Origin of the sequence: Pseudoalteromonas sp. SR44-5 (assembly GCF_014163675.1) — a bacterium.
GTDB classification, from domain to species: domain Bacteria; phylum Pseudomonadota; class Gammaproteobacteria; order Enterobacterales; family Alteromonadaceae; genus Pseudoalteromonas; species Pseudoalteromonas rhizosphaerae.
This window is the reverse complement of the sequence record NZ_JACJDT010000001.1, coordinates 249,363-273,578: the sequence shown is the minus strand read 5'-3', so window position 1 is coordinate 273,578 and position 24,216 is coordinate 249,363. Positions and strand designations below refer to the sequence as shown.

The following is a 24,216-nucleotide window of genomic DNA, read 5'->3' as shown; positions in this document are numbered from 1 at the left end:
CATAGCCAAGCCCGTGCTGCAAAAATGATAAAAGATAAAACCAATGAGCACATCCAAAACACACCAGAACTAAGGGCACAACTTCAGCCGTTTAGCGAAACCTCTGAAGCCGTTTTGAAATGGATTTCTAACTTCAGTAGCTACATGAAAAACCAAGTTTGGCCGCCAAAAACCTCATCTGCGGTTAAAGAATATTATGAGTCTAGGTAATAGGTCATTGTATGGTTTTGGTATTAATACCAACCCACGCTGACTAAATGATCAATAATAGACAATCAGCTTTTGGGGAAAAAGTACGGCCATAAAGCCGTACCCACTGTACCTCCGTTATTTTTTGCCTTGGTAATTAGGATTATTCGGGTTTAACTGATTACCACGATTATCCTGCGCTTTTTGATACGCAGGGTTATTACCGGAAGTACCTTTATTACCGTTATTTTGATTAGCTTTGTGATTGTTGTTAGACATAGTAGTCTCCTTTAAAGGTTAAAAAGTAAATTCGATTTTAGGAACTTCAGCGATTGCTAAAGCTCCTTCAATCGTCGAATATCCTTTTTAAAATTTTTAAACGCTCTACAATCACTAGGGGTACTTGGCACCGTTACTTTTATACCTGAAGGTGTTATTAGTCTTGGGTGCCTGCCTTGTTTAATAGACCACCCTTTCTTCTTCAACAAGCTGCGCACTAGCATATTTATATCTTTGTCACTGCTATACTTTTTCATTAACAAAGTCCTAAAAGAGTAACTTTGTTTATTGACGTATAACATTGCTTCTTAGCATCACTGGTACCACGACGAAAATTACAGCTTTCTGTCATGTTACAGCTAATAGTGAACTCTTTAATGTTTGTCATGTAAACCTCCATTTGTTGCTGACAAACACAGATTCACCTAGTGCAATGCACTAAAAAGCTTTATTTTAAAATAATTACATTTTTTGAAAATAATCTAACAAATCATCAAATTCCTCAGCCTCTTTGTGCTGGGCATGGACATGACCAATAAGTTGTTTAACACCGCTATTATTAGCCTTAAATTGGTTTGATAACGCTAAAGCCTTATCCATATCATTATTTAGATAAGCCAAAAGTAGGTTGTCTGTAGGGCTAATAAGTGCGGATTGGGTAAGGAGCGCATGAAGTAAACTCAGGTTTTTACCTAACACAAGCTGTGGGAGTGTAGAAAAAGGGTTGGGAAGCCTGACAGAATAAAGATCCATCTCACTTGCCAAGTCATCAATAAATTGAACTGCGTTTTGATTACTAAGGGCAATTCCCATTAAAGAATTATTTTCAGCAAAAAGCAGTTCAATCGTTTTTACAGATTCATCTCTAAAGCGCCTGTCTTCGAAAATCTTTTTTACGTCTTTAGGATCAGTAAAAATAGCATTCAGCAGTAATGCGTTAAACAACACATCTAACTGCCCTTCAGCTAGATATTGCTTAGATCTTTGAACAACTTTCTCAGTATTAACTTTGATAAGCTTATTTCGCACTAAGGAATTAGCTTTGTCTTTTAAGTAAGGACTCTCTTTGGCAACATCAATTTCAAATAAATCACGAATTGCATCGGGGATTGTTAAACCACTAGCCATTGCAAAAAGCCTCTTTTAGCAAGCTACTTGCTTTAACTTGCTCTAATTGCTCTGTACTCAATGATAAACCAACTATTATTTCTGCTAAATCGAACCAATTAAGAGTTCTATAATTACCATACATGTTTTTACATTTTGGTGGAGTCTTAATATATTGCTGTAAAACACCTATACAATAGCCTGCTCTCATGGCTTCAGACATTGAAGTATGTAAAGCTGCATATTTACCTGTTTCTTGCTTTTTATTGAAAATTTCAATCACCTCTCTACATGATGACTGTAAAAAGGCTGTATCGTCTGGCTGAAATTGCTGCTCTTTTGCACCTATGCTGCCAATAAACAAACAGCTTGTAATAACTAAACTTTGAACTAATTTCTTCATACTAAAAACTTCCATGTTAATCTATCCCACTAAACTTGCTGATTCAGATTTTTCAGATGTTCCATCACTAAAAGTATCTCCTGCTTCCTCTTTTGGTTGTTTTTCATTATTTAGATAAAAAGGAGGCAGTGGAGTTCCTGCGTAGATAGCCGAAATTATAACCAATGACGATAGGAAGGATTCAAAGTCAGCATACCTATCTAGAATTTCAACTCCCAGTACACCTTGGTCTGCTAACTCTATAATCAAATAGACTGCATAAAAGAACATATACAAAAGCTCAGTGAAAGCGACAACAAACACAAAGCGTTTTATAGCTCTCCATTTTGTCCATTTCAAATTAAAGCAACGATTATAAAAACGCCAAACCGCTGCAATTAATAAAATAAAAAGCCCTAACTCCACCAAGTCTAAATCAGATAAACCGGCATCATACTCAAAGAAAGAGAACGGTATTAACAGTAAGCTAGTAACTGCAATCAGGCTTATAACTATATAAAGAAAAACAACTGTAAAACCACGGACGAAATGCCCAAGCAAAATATCAACGGTATTAAGAAGTGATTTCATTTTCATCCTTGAATTTATTAGAAAATATATTTTTCAATATCATCCCTTGTTGCATAATAAAGGTCCAGAAAAATATAAGTAAATAGATTATTAAACTCAAAAGGGCAATAACATGGAAGACTTTAAACGCTTTGATGAAATAACAAAAATGGATGACAGGCACCGGCTAATGGGCTTAATTACAGGAGCTCCTATTAGCCTTGAATACATTTATAAATGCTTAGAGCAAGAAAAATTACACACAAACGTACCTGAAGAGGTCAAAAATCAGTTTAATGTTCTTAAGAATATGGCTTTATATACATATTTTTCTTACTCCTTAGCGCCAGAAGTTAACTTCAAAACATACACTCTTTTTGAACTTTCATTACGTTTAAAAATAAAACCAGAAAAAAGAATGATGCTTCGTCAACTCTTAAATCATGCAGTAACTCAACAACTCATCTCCGATAAAGGATTCCGACATATCAAATCACCTTCAAAAAATAATAAATGGTGTAAATCACTACCTAAACTATTACCAGATTTAAGAAACCCAAAGGCGCACGGCTCAACAAGCTTGACCGGTGACTGCCTAACTAACATATCAATATGTGTAGATTTTATTAATCAATTATTCATTGAGGCAGATTCAAGTAATGCTGATTAGCGAAAGTAATAGGCTGCAAAGTTTACAAATCATACTTTTATACTAATACTGGTTAGGGTTACTATAATTTTAATAAGGATGAATATGAATGTAAAACACACACCACCTAATGGCGAAAGCATTGTTCACAAAGGACAGAAAGGTGGGACAACGGGTTGTGGTGTAAACACAAGAGATAATTCAACTCATTGGGCAAATACTACAGATAGGATCACATGCAACAAAAATGGTTGTAAGAATTAATTTAGCTTGAAATCAAGGGCCAACTTACTAGCCCTTAATCTACTTCTAAATCCAGTCGTGACTCTTTAGCTGCTCCCACGCGGAGGTTACATGCTCTAAAGACATTAAGCTCTTCTTACGCTCATTCCAATTTTGAATAGCCATAAATGCTTGCTCAGGTGTGTTTGCATGCTCTTGTTTAGCAACCCAATGAACTGTCGCTAATAACTCCACACCATATGGTGACTCATACCCTTCAATTAAATCTGTAACACGCACTATTCGAGAACTTATTTCAGGGTTAGAGCTTGCTAAAAATAACTTTGCATCTTCGAGTGTAGTTTCAACTGGACGGATTTCAGACTCAACAACACCATCGCCTACACCTTGAATATAATGACCGTCCATCGTATTTAAAGCATGCCTTAACGCATCAGCATAAGGACCAAACTTATCTTTAACAAAGTTAAGTCGCATATTTTCACCAGCGGCCTGCAAAAAGTAGGCAAGCTTTTGCACCTCAATTTTTGATAAGCCATAACTAACTGATTGGTACGATTGTAATAGAGCTAAAATTGCAGCCCTACCTGGAGTCATTTTTGGCTTAGGGGTACTTGTTTGCATGTCTTGTGCTTTTATAGAATCTGTCGGTTCATATAAATAAACATCAAGTTCTGGAATGTCAGCCAGATACCTTAACATTGTAGGTTTTACTATTTCCCAATCGAGCCCACCATTACCACAACCTAAAGGTGGAATAGCAATAGATTGGATGTTTAACTCTTTAATACGAGCAACTAAATCTTGTAAACCAGCTTCAATATCTTTTAAGCGAGAATCACTGCGCCAATGACCTTTTGTCGGGAAGTTAATGATAAACCGAGGAGTGGCAAGTGCGCCCAGTTCAAAAATAAACATTTTACCTAAGGCAACGTCTCCAGCTTTACAAGCTGTCGCATAAGTTTTGTAATTGCTTGGCCATTTCTTTTTAAACTGTAACGCAATACCTTTACCCATAACGCCAACACAATTAACGGTATTGACTATGGCATCAACATTTTGCTGTTGTAAAAGATTGCCCTCTACTGATTTAATACTCATACAGCCCCAAAATAACTCTTAAAAATACCAAGCTGGCATAACAACTACTGGCAAGTCTAACGCAAAGCGCCTCAAAATAGCATTAACTTCTTGCGCTTTTGTTTGGTTGGCTACACCAATTCGTACTCCCCAATTAAGTGGTACTTGCTCTTTTATTAAAAACTCAGCCATACGTTTTTCTAGCCTTTGTGTATATCGAGGGTTAGTGGGCACTGCATGAAAAAATTTACAGTATCCATCCAAACTAGGCTGTTCTGTTAGAAGTTCCCAGTCAATTAATGTATGTAATTGTTTTAAGTCCGTACTTGGTTTGCTATACGCTATAGTCGCATTTCGATCAAAAAATATATACTCACGCATACCTGAGCGATAAGCTTCCTCTATTGTTAGTTCAAAATAAATAATATCAGTTTGACTATACTTACAACCCTCTACTCGCCCATTATGAATTGCAGATAACATTGGTGAACGTGGTGCAAAATAAAAAGGCACATAATCATGAATACTTCCACCAGGAGGGTTAATCACCTCTTTGTTAGCACGAGTGCTTTGCGCGCCTTTATGTGCAATATTATTGTATGTAATGCCTAATCCAGTTGACTTCTCTTTACTCCACAATGCTTCGTGCTGACAAATCATCGGCAAGTTATCAATCGCAGTAATATGAAATATTCGTACAGGTCTAGGCATGGTCATAAACGATTTGTCCTTTTAAAAGGGTTCTTTTATCTGCATGTATTTTATCCTCAGGTTCTAGCAAACCTATTGCATCAGTGAAATACCGCAGTCCAGCCCATTGGTTATAGCAGCCAATTATATAAACTCGCTTTTTAGCTCTTGTAACAGCAACATTGAGTAAATTAGGTTTACTAGCAGCCCATTTAGCAGCCCCTGAACTATCAGTTGCACCTAAAACAAAAATTACTAATTTTTCTTCTTTACCCTGGAACGTATGAACAGTTCCTACACGCCCTGCTAGCCAAGTTTTAAACTCGGACTCACTAAATTGCTGGTGTGAAAAATGTTTCTTGAGGTATTTAATCACGCCCTTTTTAACATTCGTAAATGGTGAAATGATATAGCAGTCAGGTAAATGACCTTCTCTATTGATGAACTCATAAAGCATTGAGCGTACATATTCAGCTTGCTCAGGGACAAAGTGTTTACTCTGCTCAGCTCCACTAACGTCAAACCAGCTACTGGGGCCCCATATAAATGACTCTGTTTCAGCGATATCATCCAAACCATGGATCATTTTATTGTTATAAGCTATTTGATTTGATATTGAAAACATAGGATCACTACAACGACGATGCACACGCAAAGGACTACCCAGCCATTTATCATATGCTATTTGCGAAGTTCCGTAAGGGTTTACTCTATCGGCTAGTTCTTGCACTGAAGTCAAAGAGGGCGACCAGTCAAGCCAATCATCTTGTAATAAACGCTCTCCCAAAAATTCAACTATGTCTGGCGGTATAGTAAATACAGGCTCAATTTGTAGTGGATCGCCAACAACTACAGCACGTTTTGCTCGTAATAATGCACCAACGGCTAGCTGAGGTGCAGCTTGACCAGACTCATCGATAAATAACCAACCTATATCACCTTGCCCAAAGCTTGAAAATTGATTCGTTACCGATGCAAACGCGGAAGAGACTACCGGACAGATCATAAAAAACAATTGCCACATTAATTTCGCATCGTCTGGTTTAGTAATTTTGTCTTGCAATAAATCAGGGAGTTTATTGAGAGTTTGACTCAGGCCATTATTGTAACTCGCCACTAGCCAAGCTTCATGCAGGTTAAAAGCTGCAATCGTTAATTCAGAGCGAAGTTTATTAAGTGTTTGACTGTGCCCAAATGCCTTGCGCTGGTGGACTGTTGTATCTAAGTCATCGTTAGCTGATACAAACATCACATCAGGATGAAGCTCCAGGATTTCTTTACACGCACTCTCCTCAGTATGTAATTTAGCTTTGAGTGTTTCTACTTGGATTTTTAAAGCTTCAAAAGCTCTCTTTCTTTGTTCAACTCGTAAACAGAATGCACTATATAACACCCTTAGTTTACAGCTTTTAAAGATACGATAATGCCACCAAGGCAAACATTTCTGATGAAGCTTTGATGCAAAAAAATGACATTTTTTATAGCTGACTTCACCCTCCAAGCACTTTTGCTTTAGTTGCTCTAAACTATGCTTTAACCCAGTAAGCGCTTCTAAACGGTGTAAATCTGCTATCGCTTTATTTACCGCCTTTTCCGCTTTTACATATAGCTGTTGTGCATCTTTAAATAATGTTTCAGGTTCGCCTTTTTGGCTTAATAATTTAATACCATCAACCAAAGTTGTATAGCTTTTAGAGACCTCATCGGTCTGCATCTTATCTGTTTTATCGAAGAACACTTTATTCGTGAAGCGCTTTCTATTGCCACTATTTCCTAATGCAGCTGCAATCATACCCCAACAGTTATCTTTTTCTTCAAGACCTATTAAACGTTTTTGTTTTATTTCAACATCGGCTGCTACTTTTTGAGCCACTGATTGAAGATAGGTTAAGCAATTAAACTCATTCCCTAGCGCCTTAATTTGAGGCAGCTCCTTCGTGATATTTTCAACAGCATTATTGTTGCTAGAAACAACAACCATTTCAAAACCAGTGAGTGCAGGTTTCAGTACTTGTATTGAAGAGGCCTCATCACCTATTTTTATTTTCTTCGTTTTAGAAAATGCACCTTTAGAGCTTTTTAAACGAGACAGCACTTTTGCGCGCTTAACAATATTAGCCGCAATAATGTCTCGCAACATAGTTGTTTTACCAGTACCTGGTGGACCGTTCACTGAATATAAGCCACCAGCTTTTATATGGTCACTAGCTGTATTTATCGAAAACTGCTGCATTAAACTCATAGTATGCTTAGCGCTATCTGGCCATCGCCCTAAGGGCGTATAATCATGAGAAAGCTTTTGCTTAATAATACTCTCGCCTGATTTACTCAATAAATCTGCATAATAGTTTGGTTTATTAAGTAAATATGAATACAACGGAGAACTAGTATCTAGCTCATTCTTTTCTACCAATTTAATAGAACGGGCTATATCTTCAATAAAAAAACTATTTAGTATAGGCACATCATTTTCATTAGTGTGTGAATCAAGCTGCTCGACAGATTCTGCGACTACTTCCTCAACATCAGAGCTATCTTCTTTTAATAAATCAGTAAGTTTACGTAACTTTTCTAAGGCAGCATCAGTAATCAATTTTGAACTTTCAGGAGCTGGCTCTCTGGGTGCATTGTTTAATTGCACTATTAAGGAATAACATGTTTCATTTGGTTTGAATCCCGCCCACTGGGACAAAAACTTTAAGATTTCAAATAGCTCAAAATGGGTAAATGCATCACTTGTATTAGTTTCGTGTTTAATGTTTCTAGCTAACTGATGAATTTTTTTTAATTTATCAGAAAAGTCCTCTACGTCTTGGTCAAAATCACTTTTTCGCAGACTATCTATTTCACCCTTTAATAATTTCCCTAAAGCCCATGGCGCAGTAGACATTTCAAGAGAATCAAGTTTAAGCTCAGCTTGTGCATTTAGTTTAATTTTAGCGCAGCAAGTAATACCGCCATCATCACGTCGCTGCTGCCAGTCTTCCTCTTTTTGAGAATTCATGGAGTGATTATCTGCTAAGCCTTTAAAGTACTCTTTCGTCTGCTGTGCAAACTCGTTACGATTAAAAATGCCAATATAAAGAGTATAGCTATATGCTTTATTGGGATGATAATCTTTGCCAGCCAAACGAATTTGCTGACGGTTAAACCAAGGCAAACTATTTGGATCGTTTTTTAAATCACTTGCTGTGTATTGTAAAAAACCATCATCAGCACCTGGTAGCATATTTTTTAAATCAAAGGTATTAAAGAACTCAGTTTGCAGCCAAAACTGCAAAACCTTTAATGCGTGGTTTTTATCAAAATTCATTAATTAAACAATCCTTTTCATTTTTTATTACTGGCCCATCTAAAGTATCTGAAATGATATTTCTATCCATAAGTTTCAAAACCGAGCTATCAATATCAAATGGTAATACTTTAAGTGTGAGCCCGTTCTCAAAAATAAAATCAGGTAAAGGCTTCAAAAATTGAGGTGTCATAGGGAAGATCAGCCAAATCACTGCGGGTTCAAACTCCCCCTTCTGGTAAGTTTGGTTATAGGCCAACATCTGGTATATGTCGCCCTCACTTATTCCATATTTTTTGTTAGGTAAGCTTTCATCAATCACCTTCCACTTTGTATCACCAATAATTAATTTATTTTCTGCTTGAATATGTAAGTCAGGCTTTAATTGGAAAAGCTTGCCATTATTGGGGCGTTTTTTATTGTCGTTAGGCTTATGGCTGATTAAATATTGACTGCTGGTTTGTGTTTTAATGTCATAATTTTGAAATTGTTTTTTCAGACAAATTGGTACGTAATCCTCAAATACACGTTCCATAGGAAATAATATAGACAACATACTTTTAGAACCGTTTATCGATGTAGGACTTTGATCTTTAAAAATCATCTCGATCCACGGTCTAATCGCTTCATAGTGAGACAAATGCCTGCCCCGTTGCCAAGCATTGAGATCCTGCCATATAGCTTTTGAGCTTGTTACTTCTTCAAAGTGAAATAGTAACTCTCTGCAAAGGTGTTGTGTTTTTGCTGTCACGCGTTTGAGCGACCAGAGCAAAGCACTTTTAATTAATCGGTTTTCAGGGCGGTTAGTCGTTAGCTCGTCAAAGGCTATAAAGTGATGGTGTTTATTAACTAAGTTATGCCTGATTTGCTGACTAACCAGTATTCTACCCTTTATAAAAGGCTCATTACTTTCATGCGTTTCATACTGCCTTGCCACACCACGCTTAATTAATAAGCTAATCTCTTGCAAAAACAATTGAATGAATACGTCAAGTAACGGCATTTTAGCCATATCTAACGATGCATTGTCAGCAACCTTACCTGGTAAATACTGTGTTGCCTTTAACATCTTTATGAGGTTGGAGCGGTTCCAGCTAATACTTTCATCACTCTCAGTATTTACGCTTTTCCGATGTGTTTTAGGCAATATTTCAATTTGATCGCCGCAAGGTAAGCAAATTACACCAACGTAGTTTTGGCAAACTAATACCTCTTGGCGCTTTTCAAAGCCATATCTAAATAACTTATCATGGTCTGCCTCACTGCAAGTTAACAGCTGTTTGAGCGCTTCAAATTGAGAGTGTTCTAGGTTTAAATGATCACCCTCATATTTAGTAATATTACTTTTATACAAGCGAGAAAACTCATAAACAGACCATGTACGCATAAACCTTCCTTAGTTTTGCTCTTGTTCAGAAAAAAGCTCGACAAAATTTTTGTCATCAATACCTTGAGAAACAGCTGTATAGTTTTCAATCTCGTCAAAAGCTTTACTGTCTACAAAGTAAGACTTCGCTGCATACTCATCAGAGTCACCAAGCCAAGTTGTATGAGCATCTTTGAGCTCTGAAACAAATCCGTTGCCGTTAAATACTTGCTTAATTTTGTCCCAATCTTCAAAAAAGTATTCTTCCAGTAGCGGCATGATGTTAGTGATAAATACTTGTTTAAGATCCGCTAAGTTACTTACTTTCATTAATAAAGCATGGCCAATAATGTGCTCTCTATCTAATAAAAGTTCTATACGTTTATTAATAGTGAATAAGAGCTTTCTTAAGTTAATACCATCTACATTATCCTTTAGTAAGGAGTAGTCAGTTCTCAGCTCTATGAATTCAAAGCGGCGTCTTAACGCAATATCTATATGAGTTAAAGAGCGGTCAGCCGTGTTCATAGTACCAATAATATCGAGGTTGCTAGGTACCGAAAAAGGTAAGTTTGAGTATGGCAAAGTAACTGTAAGTGAATGCTCTTCACCAGCACGTTTATCTATTTCAATAAGGCTTATCAACTCACCAAATATCTTACTAATATTGCCTCTGTTAATTTCATCAATCACTAACGCATACTGATGGCTAGGGTCAGCTTCAGCACGCTTACATAGGCGCTTTAAAATACCAGGTTTTACAACGTAACTTATATAGCCATCGTCGTTAGTAACTGGCCTTAAACCTTCAATAAACTCCTCATACCCATAAGATTGATGAAAGGTCACAAACTCAAAGCGCTTTATTTCTTCCTCAACAGGTGGCCCTGCTTTAAGCTCATTTAGTTGCTCTCTAAAACCAACAATTAATTCATGTTCTTTATCAACAATAGTCCACTTACTATCTGTATTTTTGTCAAAAATTAGTGGTTCAATGCGCTTGGCGTACTTAACAGTATTTGAGTCTTGAATTGCATGAGTTTGCAAGGCAGCCCAAGCTGTCTGACGTATATTGGCAGTTCTGCCATTAAGCGCTAACTTCTTGATAAAATACTCATGATTCACAATATCTGAGACAGATAAATCGTTATCTGCATCCAACAAGATAAGAGTAATAATTTCAAACCAACTTAAATCACTCAATTTATTATTCAACCAAACCCCAAGCTCTTCAGAAGTGCTATTTTCTGTGTATTGTTCTTTTAAAATCTTTTGCAGGGTAAAAGTTTTACCAGTACCAGGTGGGCCGTAGTAAATTAAGTTCGTTGGTGTAGTTGTCATATGAGTAGCCAAATCTGAGTTAGTTGGATCACCATTATTGTAATCTCTCGGTAAATGCTTATTACCAGCAAGATCATTTTCTTTGAAAAACGCTTCGTTGCTTACCAGCTCAGCATTTAATTGTGCCTCATTACTTTCAAGGTCATCTGTCAACTCAATCGCAACTCCTTCTTCCCTGCCGTAACGCTCCGGAAACCAAACGATTAATCGGCCTTTATACACTTCAAACTGACCTGCAACTTTCCCTCGAGTTGAATCTAACTGGCGATTTCCAAACCTTAGGGCTGATTCAACATGATCTACATGATAAAAGTCAAAGTTTAAGTTACTTTGACTTATCACCCTGATTGCATCATCTAACACTGTAAAATTAACTGCTTTCTTTTTTAAAAAATTATCGAATGCTTGGGTAGCCCTACATTTTTCAACCCATTGAAACTGGCTGCTATTCTTTGAGTCTATTTGGGTTACGCCTAGATCTTTAAGTGAACAATCATAATATTTCTTTAAAATCCATTCCTCAAACTCTTGCCATTCACCTTTAGGAACTTTAAAAAAAGTACCGTTATAATTTGGTGTCCAGCCTTTCTTATCACCATGATAAGGCTTTAAAGAAGGTAACTCATGAATAATTTCATATTGCCTAAACACCCAACCTTCAGTAAACGGAGCGTTTTCAATTGGTAAAATATCACTAGTAACTTTTACTAATGCTTTAAGGTCGCCACTGCGTGATAGGCTAACAATGTCACCAATATCCACTTGATTAATGAAATGCTGCCCTTGAGACTTTTTAGTACTTTCATGTAATGAAAGGTAATTATGTTCATCCAACCAATCAGATAGCTCTTTTGGGATATCATTATATCCATGTGATAGCTTCCAAATTTTCATCATTCATCCCTTTGCTGATTAAGCGCTATTTTAGTTTTTTAGCTCTTTTATAATTTTCTCTAAATCTTCATGCCAATGATTGCTCGCCGCTGTACTTGATTTTACTAAATGAGCTTTATGTTTTTCGAGCTGGGATTTAATTGTAGCAACCCACTTTTCATCATTTGGTTTAGCTTCTAAGACTTGTTCAAAAGCGAATAACATACTTGAGAAAAACCACGTATATTTTGCGTATTCAGGATCATTTTCTCCTTCAGCAACGTAGTCACCGCTTGCAAGTTTAGGATGAGCGATACATAGTGCTAAATACTGCTGATATATTCCATGCGCTTGTGCTGAAGCCGAAGTATTGCGCCCTACCTGAACTTGCCAGAAAGCAATAGATAAAGCCCCTATTGCCACAAATAAACTAATAATTGGAACCCAGTTTTTCCAAGTCTCAATATTTAATAAAACGGCAAAACCTGTTTCAAAACATGTCATCTATTTACTCCTGCTGGTTTAGTTTTAACGGCTCTATATTTTTTTATTTTTCTTGTGAAAGCTGCTAAGTCAATATCAGCAGTACTAATTGATATTTGTTGACTTCCATGCGCATGAGATATTAAACGGTCATATCGTTCTTTATAAGGAGCTTGTATCGTAGAGCCTCCAAATTCGCCAATATTACAAATAACGATATGTTGATACATATGATATTGAAGAGCAGCAGCCATATTATCGAAGGTGTTTACATCTTGGTTATGAGCAACCACTACAAATAAATCTGTAGTATTTCTTAAATCCGCTGCAAGCTTGATATCTGTCGCGTCATAACAAATGGCTCCACTAATTCTGAAAGGCCCTTCATCATACCCATGTAATTCTAAAATGTGCTGGCAAGGCCTATAACCAGTAATACCAAGAGTAAGCTCATCCTGAGTCATGTTTTCTTTACCTTGATCTCTAATCACCCATTGCCTTCCGCTTTCTCTGTAGTCAGGTATGAACCACCTAGCTACATTAACTAACTTTCCTTCATGATTGGTAAATACCAATCCGGCAAAAATAATAGCACCAGTTGTATCAGCGAGTCGTTTGATGAGATCTTGATCATCAATATGTACAGCAACTTCTGCAAAAACAATTAAGTCAGCAAAGGGTTTAGTTTTTTCACCTTGAGCTTGTGCTTTACTTTCTAAAGTTTTTAACGTTAGTTTACAAACCGAAGATAAGTGCGCACGATGCTTAGTCCTATAGACGGGATTATCAAGTTCAGGATCGGAAACGTTAAAGTCCGACGACGTAGGCAAAAGCTGCTGAACTGTTGCGATCCTAAAGTAATTACGTTTGCTGGGCCTTGCAACTCTCGTTGGTAACGCAGGTAAGGAAGAAGCATGACAAATAAGACTATTTAAATAGCTCAACCTTTTTCTTAAGCAAAATTCAAATGTTTCTAAGCACTCTATAGAGCGTACGTCTAAATCACTCACAAATGTTGATTCAAATCCAGGCCACTGTAAGCAACGAATTAATAAGTCTGAAAACCAGTCTGTGACTGTAGAGTATTCCCCAGTTAAAGTTTCAGGTGAATGCATCATACCCATGCGCCTTTTGAACCAACTTGTTTTCACTCCTTTGTAAGCGACGATATCACCTTGCTTCCAACGGTTAGTTGTAAAGTCTGCACTACCAATTACAGAGGCCCTTAAGATAGTACCGATCCAGTAAATGACCTTTTTACTTTCACTATCTTTATCTATCCATTCAGGAAACTCATATCGAGGGTCCTTAAATGGTACAGTTCCTTTTCGCTTAGATTCAGCAATATTAACTGACGGTCTCCACAACTCAGACCAACTTGTAACCGCATCCAATTTAATTTCTATTTCAGCCGGTGTGGCACCCATTATCGGTGTATTTACAGAGTTCTCCGGTTGAGTTGCTTGTAATAAACTCAATGCTAACTTTATTAGCGCATGCTCAAACTCAAACCCATTTGAATCAGAATGAATAACCTTGGATAAAAGCTGCTTTTTAGCTCTAGGCTGAGTACTTGATTGAGGGGCTGCCCAATCAAATTTATTAGTAAGTGTTTGTTGAAATTTCCTTTTTTTAAGCTGTTTCCATATCGCATTCCAAAAGAGGCCGCCTCTCTTTGCGAAAACGTCCAAGACCTTAGCTTTATTTACATCATCCAAATCACACATTGACTTAATAAGAGAAGCAGCATAAATATCAAACTTTCCCGTCATTTGTGCTGAGATTTCATATAAGGCACAGTGTTCATATTTAAACTCTGATTGAGCGCCAGCCAAAATGATGTGCAACTCATTTTGGATAGTCGCATTTGCCTTTTCTTTAATAACGGGTTTATTAGTAGCCGCAAGTAACATTAATGCTTGTCTTTCAACAAATTTAGAACTTTTATTAGCGCTTGCAATAACTGCTAATGCATATTTAGCAATCAAATCAATCACGGAGTCTGGTTTAATTGAATTTGGGTAGATTGACTTCTGAAATGTCAATATAAAATCAAGTCCACATCTAAATATGTCTGCCAGCAAATAATCCATCATTTGCGCTGTAATAGTGTCATTTATTTTTGCGCTATTCGCATAACTACTACGAGAAAAAATAGCCTCAACTACTGGCTCAAATAAATCAGCTTCTGGGTGAATTTCCATTGCCTTTCTTAACACTAATGCAAGCGAAGGATCTTTCATCCAAGCTGTAATCAACTTTTTAGCTAACAGTTCTTCTCCACCATCTGCGTTACTGATTCTGCGTTTATTTCTTACAATGCTTTCTAACCTATTTGCTGCAAATCGCTTTAATGTATCTGGGCGAATATCATGATCGTAATTAGTAATTTGTAACAACGCAGAATCATCATGGGAACTCGTTAAGGAAGGTAGCTCTATATCTTCAATATCTAAAAAGCTCTCTAAAAGACCTGTAACTGAATCTAAAACATCACGATCAGCTGGACCACTGAGCTCTCCTTGAACCATTTCAATCCGATTCGACATACTACCGCTATCGTCTAAATCTGAAAAAAGAGTCACCTTTGTTTTATTATCATTTAGTTTAAGATCAGTGCCTCCATACTTTCTCAAAAGGTTATTTATATTTCTATTTAAAGCACGCCTTATGAAGCCTACAGATACGTTTTTTACACTTATAACCAAACGCAAATCATCCACATACCGACAATAATCATGGACAATAATCGGACTTTGAGGGCTTAGTTTTCCACCGATTAATTCACCCACCTTTTCATCAAATTCGATTAAAAATGCATTGGCAAAAAAGCCTGCTGATACCAATCCTTGAGGTAAACCTTGCTCAACATTGCCTAGTTTTAAATCGGCAGCTAGTTTTAAATCGTGCTTGTCCCACTTCCAATCTGAAATGCGGCTAAAAGCATTCCAAAATTTGGGGCACTCTGGATTACCAAATTTTTTAGATATTATTTTTAATCTATCTTTTAGTAAGTCTCTACAGATTGTGTTGTAGAACTTTGATAAATCCAAATTAACAACGTAAACCTCCTCTGAAGAAGAAGCTTGATTTAAAACACTTCGACCTAACTCCATTGGCCTTTTTAAAAAATTTTGATAATCGGTAAAAAACTTTCTGTATGTATCGCTATTTCCCCAACGAAACCAAGCTTGATCTTTGTTTTTCCAATCACATACCAGTCTATTGCCGTAGCTATACACCTTGTTACTTCTTGCTTGTGCAAAACTCTGATTTTTATCGCTGCAATTACCTTGTTCTGATTCAACCGCATCAGCCAGGCACAACATAGCAGCACTAGCCCAAGTTTGATCTCTAATAGATATGTGAGCCAATGGTCTTATGGGTGGTTTTTCTGCCCGTTCTTTCGTATTTTTAGGATGCCAACCATCTTGATCAATAACCCATGTTTCACTTTTTGCAGCAGGTACCAGCTCTAAAGGTTTAAGCTTGTTTCTAATAATCTGCCTTTTCCATTCACTTACATTGTCTTCAATATTTAAAGCAGATACATCTAACTCCAATGTATCTGCATACCAGTTAAATGCACGAATATAATTATGTGTTTTTTTCCAAGCTTGAGTAAGCACTACTTCATCAGCAAGATATTTAATCGTTGGTTTTAAAGTACGGTATTTTGGGTTAATTAATTTCATAGCATCCCTGCATCAATTCTAGTTAATGCTGTTTTCAACGATAGCATCTGTGAGGTGGAATTTAGTAGTTTGTGCGTCGGTTAAACGGGCTTTAAGTTGGTCGCAAAGTGCCATTAGTTCATCGACTTTGGCTACTATTTGGTTCTGTTCACATAATGGTGGTAACGGAATTATCATTTCACCGACATCACCCAACCTAAAGCTATTTTTAATACCCCGTTGCGGGGCGTTAAACTGAAAGCTGGCTAATGGTGACCGCATAAGCTCTGGAAAATATCTATTTCTACATTCAGACATAAATCTTAACAAGCAAGTGTGTTGGTTAATATACGCTTCGCCAAAACCTTCTGGTATCAAACCTAAATTCCCAACATCGCCTGTAATTGAAATTAATAAGTCATCTTTCATTAAACTTGTTCTTGAGCCTTCCCCACCTATTGGAGGTGAAACATATCTTAAGTTATCTAGTCTTAGTCTGTAGTCTCCCCTAGCAAGATTTCCCATAGTGACAAAAATAGCACCTGAGTCAGAGTAATATTTCGCCCAATCTCTAGAGCCAGATGTAATTAACTCAGCAACATCCCAAACTCGACACCACTCCCAACCTCTAGGCAGTTCAAACGGTTTTTCTTCGTCGGTAATGGCTGGCAGTGGTTTTTGCTTTTTGATTTTTTTGTCTTTAATCAGTTGGGCTTTTTCTGCTGCTATACGCTCTAGGAGTTTGGCGGCGGGTTCGTCATTTGGGTTTTGTGGGACGAGTTTGCCCATTACGGCTAGTTGTAAAATAGTTTGCTTTAGCGTGTCGATGCTGGCGATGGTGGTGAATAGCGTGTCGAAGTGCTCGCTTAAGCGATGCCAGTTTTGTTGAAACTGTTCAGCGGTTTGTTCCGGTGTTGCTCCTTGCTCTGGCGATTGCAGCAAGGCCTCTAACAGCACTTCAACTAATGTTTGATGTGCTGTAATACTATTTTCAGTTTGCGCCTCAAGCGCATCACACAAGCTCATTAACTCATCGACTTTAGCAACGATGCGTTGTTGTTCCTTGGTAGGAGGTATAGCAACAACTATTGGGTAAACTTTACTTCCAGATATAACTGGTTGGGCTGTAGCACTATCATTTTTACTTAGGTTAGTATTTTTAAAAAGCCAATATAAAAACTCTATAAACAAGCCTTCTTCATCAAAACGAGTAATAAAAGCATTATCTGTAACCCAAGCTGAGTCAGGTGTTATATGAACTGAACCGCAGTAGAACCCAACTCTACCTATCACTAAAGTAGAGCTCGATACATTATAAGTATCATGGTAACCAGTAATGCCATTTCCACCATATACTGGTACATCACCGCCTTGTACCATTTTTTTTGATGTAAGATTTTTGCCTGAAGATATTTGGATAATATCTTGCAGCCTTGTCCACTCCCATCCTTTCGGCAATTCAAACGGTTTTTCATCCTCACTAATCTCTGGTAATGCTTTAGGCTTTTTAATTTTTTTATCTTTTACCAATTGTGCTTTTTCAGCGGCTATTCGCTCAAGCAATACTGAAGCGGGTTCGTCATTTGGATCTTGCGGCACCAGTTTTCCGCGCACTGCGAGCTCTAAAATAAGTTCGCGGAGTTTTTTAATGCCATGTAGTGAAAACTTTTTCGATGAACCACGACCTGATGACGACTTTTGCTCTATGGCCGTCGTCCAAATATCAAGGTGCTCGGTTATTAGCTGCTCTGCGCTTGTGTTTGGTGCTTTAGTCTCAGCCATTACTTGTCCTCGCTATCTTTAGCAAGGGCTGCTGACAATATGCCTTTAAGCTGATCGCGCAGTGCTTGTATGTCGGCTTGTTGTTTTGAGTAGTCGGCTAATAACTCTTCTGGGTCGTGGCTGATTACTTCGCCTACATGCGGGTTTTTAATATCGAGATTGTAGTTACGAGCAATAATATCGTCGATTGAAACCTTCCATGCTTGCTCTGTTTCAGTACGGCTGGCAAAGCCGTCTGCCTCATTGCCCCACCATTCAAGTTCGGTTTTAAATTCTTCAAACTTCATTGGTTTGGTTTTGTTGTAGTTTTTAACGCCTGCTGGGTATGGGTGCTCGTAAAACCACACGTCTTTTGTTGGCGTGCCTTTAGTAAAAAACAGAATATTAGTTTTAATGCTTGTGTACGGGGCAAATACACCATTAGGTAAGCGTACTATGGTATGTAAGTTACACTCCTCAACTAACAGCTTTTTAATTTTGGTTTTTACGCCTTCACCAAACAAGGTGCCGTCTGGCAATACAACCGCCGCGCGGCCTTTAGTGTTGAGCACTTCTATAATGAGCTGTAAGAACAAGTCGGCGGTTTCACGAGTTTGCATGTCGCTTGGGAAGTTTTTTTCTATGCCGTCTTCTTCGGTGCCGCCAAACGGAGGGTTGGTGATAATTACATCTACTTGGTCATCCCAGCTTGATAGCGGTTTATTTAGGGTATTGCCGTGTTTAACTTGTACCGGTACTTCAATGCCGTGAAGCATCATGTTGGTAGTACACAGTAAGTGCGGGAGTTGTTTTTTCTCTACACCGTGTATTTGCTTTTGCAATATTTGGTGGTCGTCGCCCGATTTAACATAGTTTGCTTTTACGTGGTCGAACGCACAGGCTAAAAAGCCACCGGTACCACAAGCAGGGTCCATGATTGACTCGCCTAGTTTTGGATCGGTTACTGCCACTATAAATTTAGTAATGGCACGCGGGGTATAAAATTCGCCGGCGTTACCTGCGCTTTGTAAATCTTTTAATATTTGCTCGTACAGGTCGCCAAATAAGTGGCGCTCTTTTGAGTCGGTAAAGTCTATTTCGTTTAGCTTATTAATCACCTGGCGCAGTAACGTGCCGTTTTTCATGTAGTTAAAGGCATCAGAAAATGCCTCTTTTACTACATAGCCGCGTGGATTTTTATCTACGGGTGCGGTTAGGTTTTTAAGCTCAGGGAATAGCTTGTCGTTTACAAACTCTAAAAGCTCATCGCCAGTTATGCCTTCGTTATCGGCCGCCCAATTGCGCCATAAAAACTGCTCAGGGATTGGCTCGCGGTAGTCGTCTAATTCTAGTTCTAGCTCTTCTTCTTGTGCGTCAAATACTTTTAAAAATAGTAACCACGACATTTGACCAAGGCGTTGGGCGTCGCCATCGACACCGGCGTCTTTACGCATAATATCTTGAATAGATTTAATAGCTGAACTGATAGACATAGTATTCTCTTGTTAGATTATTTTTATAAACAGCGGCTAAAAGCGAGTATGAAAGCTGTTTACTTTAAATGGTTTAATATTTGCTATCGCCAATACAGAACAACAAACATAAATTTAGGCTGTTTTAGGCGCTGGCATTTGGTAAATTTCGGCCTCGAGCTCTTTAAGTGCTTGCTCATATTGTGGTTTGCCACCAAAGCCTTTTTTCACTATTTCACTTAGGCTGCCAATTTCGTTAAACGGCGCCACTTTAAGCGCTTGCATAGATTCTATTTCTTGCACGCCTACATCAGCGTATTTTATCAGAAGGTTCTCGAGTACGGTGTGTGCGGTACCCGAATATTTAGTGAAATAGTTACGCTTTTGTACGTTATCTGCGCGTTCTTTACGAGTAAGGGGAGGTTGGTCGTAAACTACATGGCAGATCATATCAAATGGGTCCATATCTTTGCCTACTTCTTCCTCAAGCGCTGACCAAATAATCCCCTCTTGTGCAAGCTCATCAATAATTACTTGTTTACGGTCTGATTCGTTCCAGCGCTTTACAAAATCATCCAGTGAGCTGAATTGTTTACTCATGGTTTTACGGGTGTAATCTATAAATGACTCGGTAACAAGTTTGCCGTCGGTATCGTAATACTGTACTCGCTCTGCGACTTTATTAACGGTAACACCGGACACGCGGTACTTAACCATTTTGGTTGTTTCATCGTCCCACTCACCGTACTCCCCATCAGAAAAAGTACCACCGCCTTTGGGATCGTTAACGGTATCGCCTGTTTGGTCAGCAGTTGACTCGTCAATCGTTGATTGGCCTGCGTCAATTGTTTCGTCATCATGTGATTCAATATCAACATTTTCGTCTTCAATATCAGTGGGGGTTACTTTTATTACTTTTTCAGGTGTGCCATCAAAGCGTTTATCGGCAAATAACTCGGTGGCTTTTTTAAAATCAAGTATAGTAAACCAAAGCTTACCGTAGCGATCGTCAATACGCGTCCCCCTACCAATGATTTGTTTAAACTTGGTCATTGATTGTATATTTTGATCGAGTACTACCAACTTACAGGTTTTAGCGTCTACCCCTGTGGTCATTAATTCTGAAGTAGTGGCTATAACTGGGTAAGCTCGTTTAGGGCTACAAAAGTTATATAGTTGAGCTTTTCCTAATTCGTCATCGCCGGTGATCTTCATCACGTATTTATCGTTTTTAGCCATTTGCTCTGGATTTAAGTTAGCTATGGCTCGGCGCATACGTTCGGCGTGATCTATGTCGTTACAAAACACAATAGTTTTAGCCATAGGATCGGTGCGTTTTAAATAGTTAGTTATGGTTTCAGCTACCAGCTGGGTGCGCTCATCAATTACCATTGTTCGGTCAAAGTCTTTTTGGTTGTATATGCGGTCTTGTATTACTTCACCGTTGTTATCAACCTGGCCTTTTGTTGGTCTCCAGCCTTGTAGGTCTACATCAAGATCAACACGTACTACTTTGTATGGAGATAAAAAGCCGTCTTCAATGCCTTCTTTTAGGGAATAAGTATACGTAGGGTCACCAAAGTAATCAGAGTTTGATACCTCGTTAGTTTCTTTTGGTGTAGCAGTTAAACCTATTTGAGCTGCACTTTTAAAATACGTTAGTATTTCTCGCCAAGCACTTTCTTCGCTTGCGCTGCCTCGGTGGCATTCGTCAATAACAATCAAATCAAAAAAATTAGGATCTACGTTTTTAAATGCTTTTTGATGCTCTTCAGGTCCAGTTAGACCTTGATAAAGCGCCAAGTGAATCTCGTAAGCGGGATCAATCGTTCTGCCAGTAATTTTGGTCATTGCTGTATCGAACGGCGCAAAATCACCACTTTGAGTTTGCTCTATCAAAGCTGTGCGGTCAGCTAGAAATAAGATTCGTTTTTTCGCGCGTGATTTCCATAAACGCCAAATGATTTGAAACGCGGTATAAGTTTTACCGGTTCCTGTTGCCATAACGAGGAGTACGCGGTCTTTACCTGACGATATAGCCTCTACTGTTTTATTAATTGCTTGGAGCTGATAGTAACGAGGATGTTTACCACTACCATCATCATAATAGGCTTGATTAATTATAGGGAGTTGCGAGTCTGTATAGCCTTTGTAAGCACAGTATTTAGCCCAAAGTTCTTGCGGTGATGGGAAGTCTTCTAAGCGTATTTCGGTTTCAAGGTTATGCGCATCAGGCGTGCCGCCTTCGTTTTTAATTAAGGTGGTTTTATCATGGAAAATAAAGCCATCGCCATTAGAGGCAAATACAAAAGGCACATCAAGTAAATTGGCATAATCGAGCGCTTGTTGCATGCCCTTACCTACTTCGTGCTTATTAGCTTTAGCCTCAATGACAGCAAGTGGCATACTAGGTTTATGGTAAAGCACTATATCAGCCGATTTAACCGATTTACGTACACCGAGTTGTCCACGGACAATAACTTTGCCGTCGCGTAGCTTAACTTCTTGCCGTATTTGGGTAATGTCGTCCCACCCTGCTGTTTTAACTGCGGGTAGAATAAACTTACTGATTATATCGGTTTCGCTGAGCTTTCTTTTATCCATAATCTAACATTCCCTGCAATCCCATTGTTAATGTAACTAACTGACGAGAAAGTAATATGACGTTCAGTTATGCTATATAAAACAGCTCAAATAAGCAAAGGTTAGCGCTCTAGTTACAGCATTCAATAAGCGAGAATTATATAAATTTCTATAATAATGATGGGATAACACTCTAAAAAAGTGATAGAGTTTCATGAGCTTACTGTTCAATTAGAATCTTATGGTGGTAGATAAATGGAAATATCTTATAAAATTTATTGTAAGGGTGAAATTACTAGTGGAGAAAACCATGAAAATGTTGTGGCTGCTCTTTCTGATTATTTAGGCATATCTCTTACCGCAAGTAGGTTGCTTTTTGATGGTAAAACAAGGTGTATCTCAAAAAACTTATCCAAACAAGAAGCATTGAGAAAATACAATGATCTCAATAAAATGGGCATAAAGATAAGTTTGAAAAAATCAGAAATTGAGCCAACTAGCTCTAATGATGCTAATGACAATCAAAATGAAAAAGTTAAAGATTTAAAAGGTACCTACAAACAAGCAAAGCAAACAGTTACAGAATTAAAAGACAAATTATCAGAGTTTAGTAAAAATAATAAACACACAGTTACCGATGATGGTGCACTTAAAAATTCAGCTAAAAACACAAATTTTGAGGACAAATATTTTGTAGTAACTCGCTATTTTAGCTTTATAACTGCTACGTTATCATTGTTACTAGCCGCAATTTTAGTCTGTGTTTTGATTTTTGATTATTTAGATAGTAATAAAATTAAAAGTTTTGAAGAAAGTCAAATAGAGTTCAATACATTCAAAAACCAACTAGAGGATACTGAGAAGTCTCGATATTCAAGTGCTGGAGAGAATGAACTTAATAGCAATTTTGATATTACCACAGCCCAAGAAATTCAGCTTGAATATAATAAGAAAGTAGATATGTACTTTTCTTCAATTGAACAAAATATCAATGTATTTGCTAATGCGACAAAGGACATATCTGTAAAAGAGTATGGTAGTAATCAACTAAAAAACACTCTAAAACAAGTAGATTCGCAATACTCTATCGAGCCATATCACTTTTTTGAAACCTTATTAGAGTTTACTGAAGACTTAGGTGACAGCGGTGACTTTGTAAGTTCTCTTAAAGATGGAGATACAAGAAAAATAAATTGGATAGACTCTGTTACATGGTTTATTAATAACTATAAAAGTGAAATATCTTCAATTGCAGAAAGTAAGAGATATGCCGAATCCAAAAACTCTGAAAATCAAGAAGAAAGATTATATATTGCTATTCTTATTGGATTACTTTTTGGAGGCTTCGTAACTTACACAATGGTTTTAGCTTTGTTAAGAATAGAGAAAAACACAAGACCAACTAATTAAGTTGATAATCTTATACTCCTTCTCAATAGCTTTGACAGCACTTAAGAAGGAGTTTTTAGAATTAATCTACCTAAAACATTAATTAAATATTCACTCCACCAAATCATCATTTCTTTTCTGCGCGCTAAATGTTGAGCACAGTTGTATGCCCTTCTAACTTCATTCTTATCAGTATGTGCAAGCGCACTTTTCTATTAAATCAGGGTCAAACCTTACTCCTTTAATTTCGTACCCTAACAGTCGCAAACTAAGGCGCACTAGTATGCCTTGCAAACCCTTTCGTTTTAAAGCGGCATTAGCAGTTTGGGAGTTTGTATTTATTCTTTGATTTCTATCCACAGGAAAAATGATTATAAATGTCACGCACTGGTTTCCTTGGCTCCAATCAATTTAGGATTGTTTGGCAAGTGGTCTTTTATGCTCTTTACACGTTTTCATTAGCTCAGCCGATTTGCTCCTTACAACTCAATAACAGCCCAGTCTTTGCGTGCCAGCGACTATTTCGATGATTTAACCACATTTGTCGTTATGACAAACTTTGCCAAATGACAGAAACTTTGTCATTCTAATTAGTAAATTATTCACTCTGTGAATAATTTAAAATAATAATATTCAAATAGTTAAACATAAAGAGTGAATAAACACGCCAAACGGATTCATTTTAAACGCGAAGTGAAATTACTAGTTTCAGCGTACCAAACCCTATTAATCATGGTCTTATATGTGCTGAAATTCCCCCCTTAAAACACCTTAAATATACAAAAATGGCAAA

The 24,216-nt window shown here is 37.6% G+C and carries 17 protein-coding genes; 3 read left to right on the top strand and 14 right to left on the bottom strand.

Annotated features, from left to right (window positions below; genetic code table 11):
• A partial coding sequence (locus H5154_RS01150) for a hypothetical protein (protein ID WP_220493344.1) occupies positions 1-210 on the top strand: 210 nt, incomplete at its 5' end.
• A gap of 117 nt (positions 211-327) precedes the next feature.
• Here H5154_RS01150 and H5154_RS01145 read toward each other — a convergent pair.
• The 4 genes from H5154_RS01145 to H5154_RS01130 form a co-directional block, all read right to left on the bottom strand.
• On the bottom strand, positions 328-468 hold the full coding sequence (locus H5154_RS01145; RefSeq protein ID WP_182717125.1) for an alpha-amylase: 141 nt from the start codon (positions 466-468) through the stop codon (positions 328-330).
• A gap of 462 nt (positions 469-930) precedes the next feature.
• Positions 931-1,596 (bottom strand): hypothetical protein, encoded by a 666-nt coding sequence (locus tag H5154_RS01140; RefSeq protein WP_182717124.1) that lies wholly within the window; start codon positions 1,594-1,596, stop codon positions 931-933.
• A complete protein-coding gene (locus H5154_RS01135) occupies positions 1,589-1,978 on the bottom strand; it encodes a hypothetical protein (RefSeq protein WP_220493343.1) in 390 nt (129 codons plus the stop codon). Before H5154_RS01135 ends, H5154_RS01140 begins: the two co-directional genes overlap by 8 nt.
• Positions 1,979-1,999: 21 nt before the next feature.
• Entirely contained in the window at positions 2,000-2,548 is a 549-nt protein-coding gene (locus H5154_RS01130) for a hypothetical protein (protein WP_182717122.1), read from the bottom strand.
• 112 nt (positions 2,549-2,660) lie between these two features.
• Between H5154_RS01130 and H5154_RS01125 the strand changes: the two genes are divergently transcribed.
• Entirely contained in the window at positions 2,661-3,197 is a 537-nt protein-coding gene (locus H5154_RS01125) for a hypothetical protein (RefSeq protein WP_182717121.1), read from the top strand.
• A gap of 288 nt (positions 3,198-3,485) precedes the next feature.
• On the opposite strand, the gene H5154_RS01120 is transcribed toward H5154_RS01125, so the two are convergent.
• The 10 genes from H5154_RS01120 to hsdR all read right to left on the bottom strand — a co-directional run bounded on the left by H5154_RS01120 (position 3,486) and on the right by hsdR (position 22,055).
• Positions 3,486-4,520 (bottom strand): macro domain-containing protein, encoded by a 1,035-nt coding sequence (locus tag H5154_RS01120; protein ID WP_182717120.1) that lies wholly within the window; start codon positions 4,518-4,520, stop codon positions 3,486-3,488.
• 18 nt (positions 4,521-4,538) lie between these two features.
• On the bottom strand, positions 4,539-5,216 hold the full coding sequence (locus H5154_RS01115; protein ID WP_182717119.1) for a DUF4433 domain-containing protein: 678 nt from the start codon (positions 5,214-5,216) through the stop codon (positions 4,539-4,541).
• Positions 5,203-8,502: an ATP-binding protein gene (locus tag H5154_RS01110; protein ID WP_182717118.1), complete on the bottom strand. Its 3,300-nt coding sequence runs from the start codon at positions 8,500-8,502 to the stop codon at positions 5,203-5,205. Before H5154_RS01110 ends, H5154_RS01115 begins: the two co-directional genes overlap by 14 nt.
• On the bottom strand, positions 8,492-9,868 hold the full coding sequence (locus H5154_RS01105; protein ID WP_182717117.1) for an McrC family protein: 1,377 nt from the start codon (positions 9,866-9,868) through the stop codon (positions 8,492-8,494). Before H5154_RS01105 ends, H5154_RS01110 begins: the two co-directional genes overlap by 11 nt.
• Before the next feature lie 9 nt (positions 9,869-9,877).
• Positions 9,878-12,085: an McrB family protein gene (locus H5154_RS23525; RefSeq protein WP_259398431.1), complete on the bottom strand. Its 2,208-nt coding sequence runs from the start codon at positions 12,083-12,085 to the stop codon at positions 9,878-9,880.
• 27 nt (positions 12,086-12,112) lie between these two features.
• On the bottom strand, positions 12,113-12,565 hold the full coding sequence (locus H5154_RS01095; RefSeq protein ID WP_182717115.1) for a hypothetical protein: 453 nt from the start codon (positions 12,563-12,565) through the stop codon (positions 12,113-12,115).
• Positions 12,562-16,239 carry a reverse transcriptase domain-containing protein gene (locus H5154_RS01090; RefSeq protein WP_182717114.1) on the bottom strand — a complete coding sequence of 1,226 codons (3,678 nt, stop codon included), beginning with the start codon at positions 16,237-16,239 and terminating at the stop codon, positions 12,562-12,564. The genes H5154_RS01095 and H5154_RS01090 overlap by 4 nt, the downstream gene beginning before the upstream one ends.
• An 18-nt stretch (positions 16,240-16,257) precedes the next feature.
• Positions 16,258-18,000, bottom strand: a complete 1,743-nt coding sequence (locus tag H5154_RS01085; protein WP_182717113.1) for a restriction endonuclease subunit S — start codon at positions 17,998-18,000, stop codon at positions 16,258-16,260.
• Positions 18,000-19,472, bottom strand: coding sequence for an N-6 DNA methylase (locus H5154_RS01080; RefSeq protein WP_182717112.1), 1,473 nt, complete (start codon positions 19,470-19,472; stop codon positions 18,000-18,002). Before H5154_RS01080 ends, H5154_RS01085 begins: the two co-directional genes overlap by 1 nt.
• Positions 19,473-19,586: 114 nt before the next feature.
• Complete coding sequence (gene hsdR, locus H5154_RS01075; RefSeq protein ID WP_182717111.1) at positions 19,587-22,055, bottom strand: EcoAI/FtnUII family type I restriction enzme subunit R; 2,469 nt, start codon at positions 22,053-22,055, stop codon at positions 19,587-19,589.
• Between the two features lie 234 nt (positions 22,056-22,289).
• Here hsdR and H5154_RS01070 point away from each other — a divergent pair, with 234 nt between their 5' ends.
• Complete coding sequence (locus H5154_RS01070) at positions 22,290-23,444, top strand: hypothetical protein (RefSeq protein WP_182717110.1); 1,155 nt, start codon at positions 22,290-22,292, stop codon at positions 23,442-23,444.
• Positions 23,445-24,216 lie beyond the last annotated feature (772 nt).

What these genes read in the sequence shown, in the direction of transcription:
- H5154_RS01145 (WP_182717125.1), bottom strand. Translation starts at nt 468, where the DNA reads ATGTCTAACAACAATCACAAAGCTAATCAAAATAACGGTAATAAAGGT.
- H5154_RS01140 (WP_182717124.1), bottom strand. Translation starts at nt 1,596, where the DNA reads ATGGCTAGTGGTTTAACAATCCCCGATGCAATTCGTGATTTATTTGAA.
- H5154_RS01135 (WP_220493343.1), bottom strand. Translation starts at nt 1,978, where the DNA reads ATGAAGAAATTAGTTCAAAGTTTAGTTATTACAAGCTGTTTGTTTATT.
- H5154_RS01130 (WP_182717122.1), bottom strand. Translation starts at nt 2,548, where the DNA reads ATGAAATCACTTCTTAATACCGTTGATATTTTGCTTGGGCATTTCGTC.
- H5154_RS01125 (WP_182717121.1), top strand. Translation starts at nt 2,661, where the DNA reads ATGGAAGACTTTAAACGCTTTGATGAAATAACAAAAATGGATGACAGG.
- H5154_RS01120 (WP_182717120.1), bottom strand. Translation starts at nt 4,520, where the DNA reads ATGAGTATTAAATCAGTAGAGGGCAATCTTTTACAACAGCAAAATGTT.
- H5154_RS01115 (WP_182717119.1), bottom strand. Translation starts at nt 5,216, where the DNA reads ATGACCATGCCTAGACCTGTACGAATATTTCATATTACTGCGATTGAT.
- H5154_RS01110 (WP_182717118.1), bottom strand. Translation starts at nt 8,502, where the DNA reads ATGAATTTTGATAAAAACCACGCATTAAAGGTTTTGCAGTTTTGGCTG.
- H5154_RS01105 (WP_182717117.1), bottom strand. Translation starts at nt 9,868, where the DNA reads ATGCGTACATGGTCTGTTTATGAGTTTTCTCGCTTGTATAAAAGTAAT.
- H5154_RS23525 (WP_259398431.1), bottom strand. Translation starts at nt 12,085, where the DNA reads ATGATGAAAATTTGGAAGCTATCACATGGATATAATGATATCCCAAAA.
- H5154_RS01095 (WP_182717115.1), bottom strand. Translation starts at nt 12,565, where the DNA reads ATGACATGTTTTGAAACAGGTTTTGCCGTTTTATTAAATATTGAGACT.
- H5154_RS01090 (WP_182717114.1), bottom strand. Translation starts at nt 16,239, where the DNA reads ATGAAATTAATTAACCCAAAATACCGTACTTTAAAACCAACGATTAAA.
- H5154_RS01085 (WP_182717113.1), bottom strand. Translation starts at nt 18,000, where the DNA reads ATGGCTGAGACTAAAGCACCAAACACAAGCGCAGAGCAGCTAATAACC.
- H5154_RS01080 (WP_182717112.1), bottom strand. Translation starts at nt 19,472, where the DNA reads ATGTCTATCAGTTCAGCTATTAAATCTATTCAAGATATTATGCGTAAA.
- hsdR (WP_182717111.1), bottom strand. Translation starts at nt 22,055, where the DNA reads ATGGATAAAAGAAAGCTCAGCGAAACCGATATAATCAGTAAGTTTATT.
- H5154_RS01070 (WP_182717110.1), top strand. Translation starts at nt 22,290, where the DNA reads ATGGAAATATCTTATAAAATTTATTGTAAGGGTGAAATTACTAGTGGA.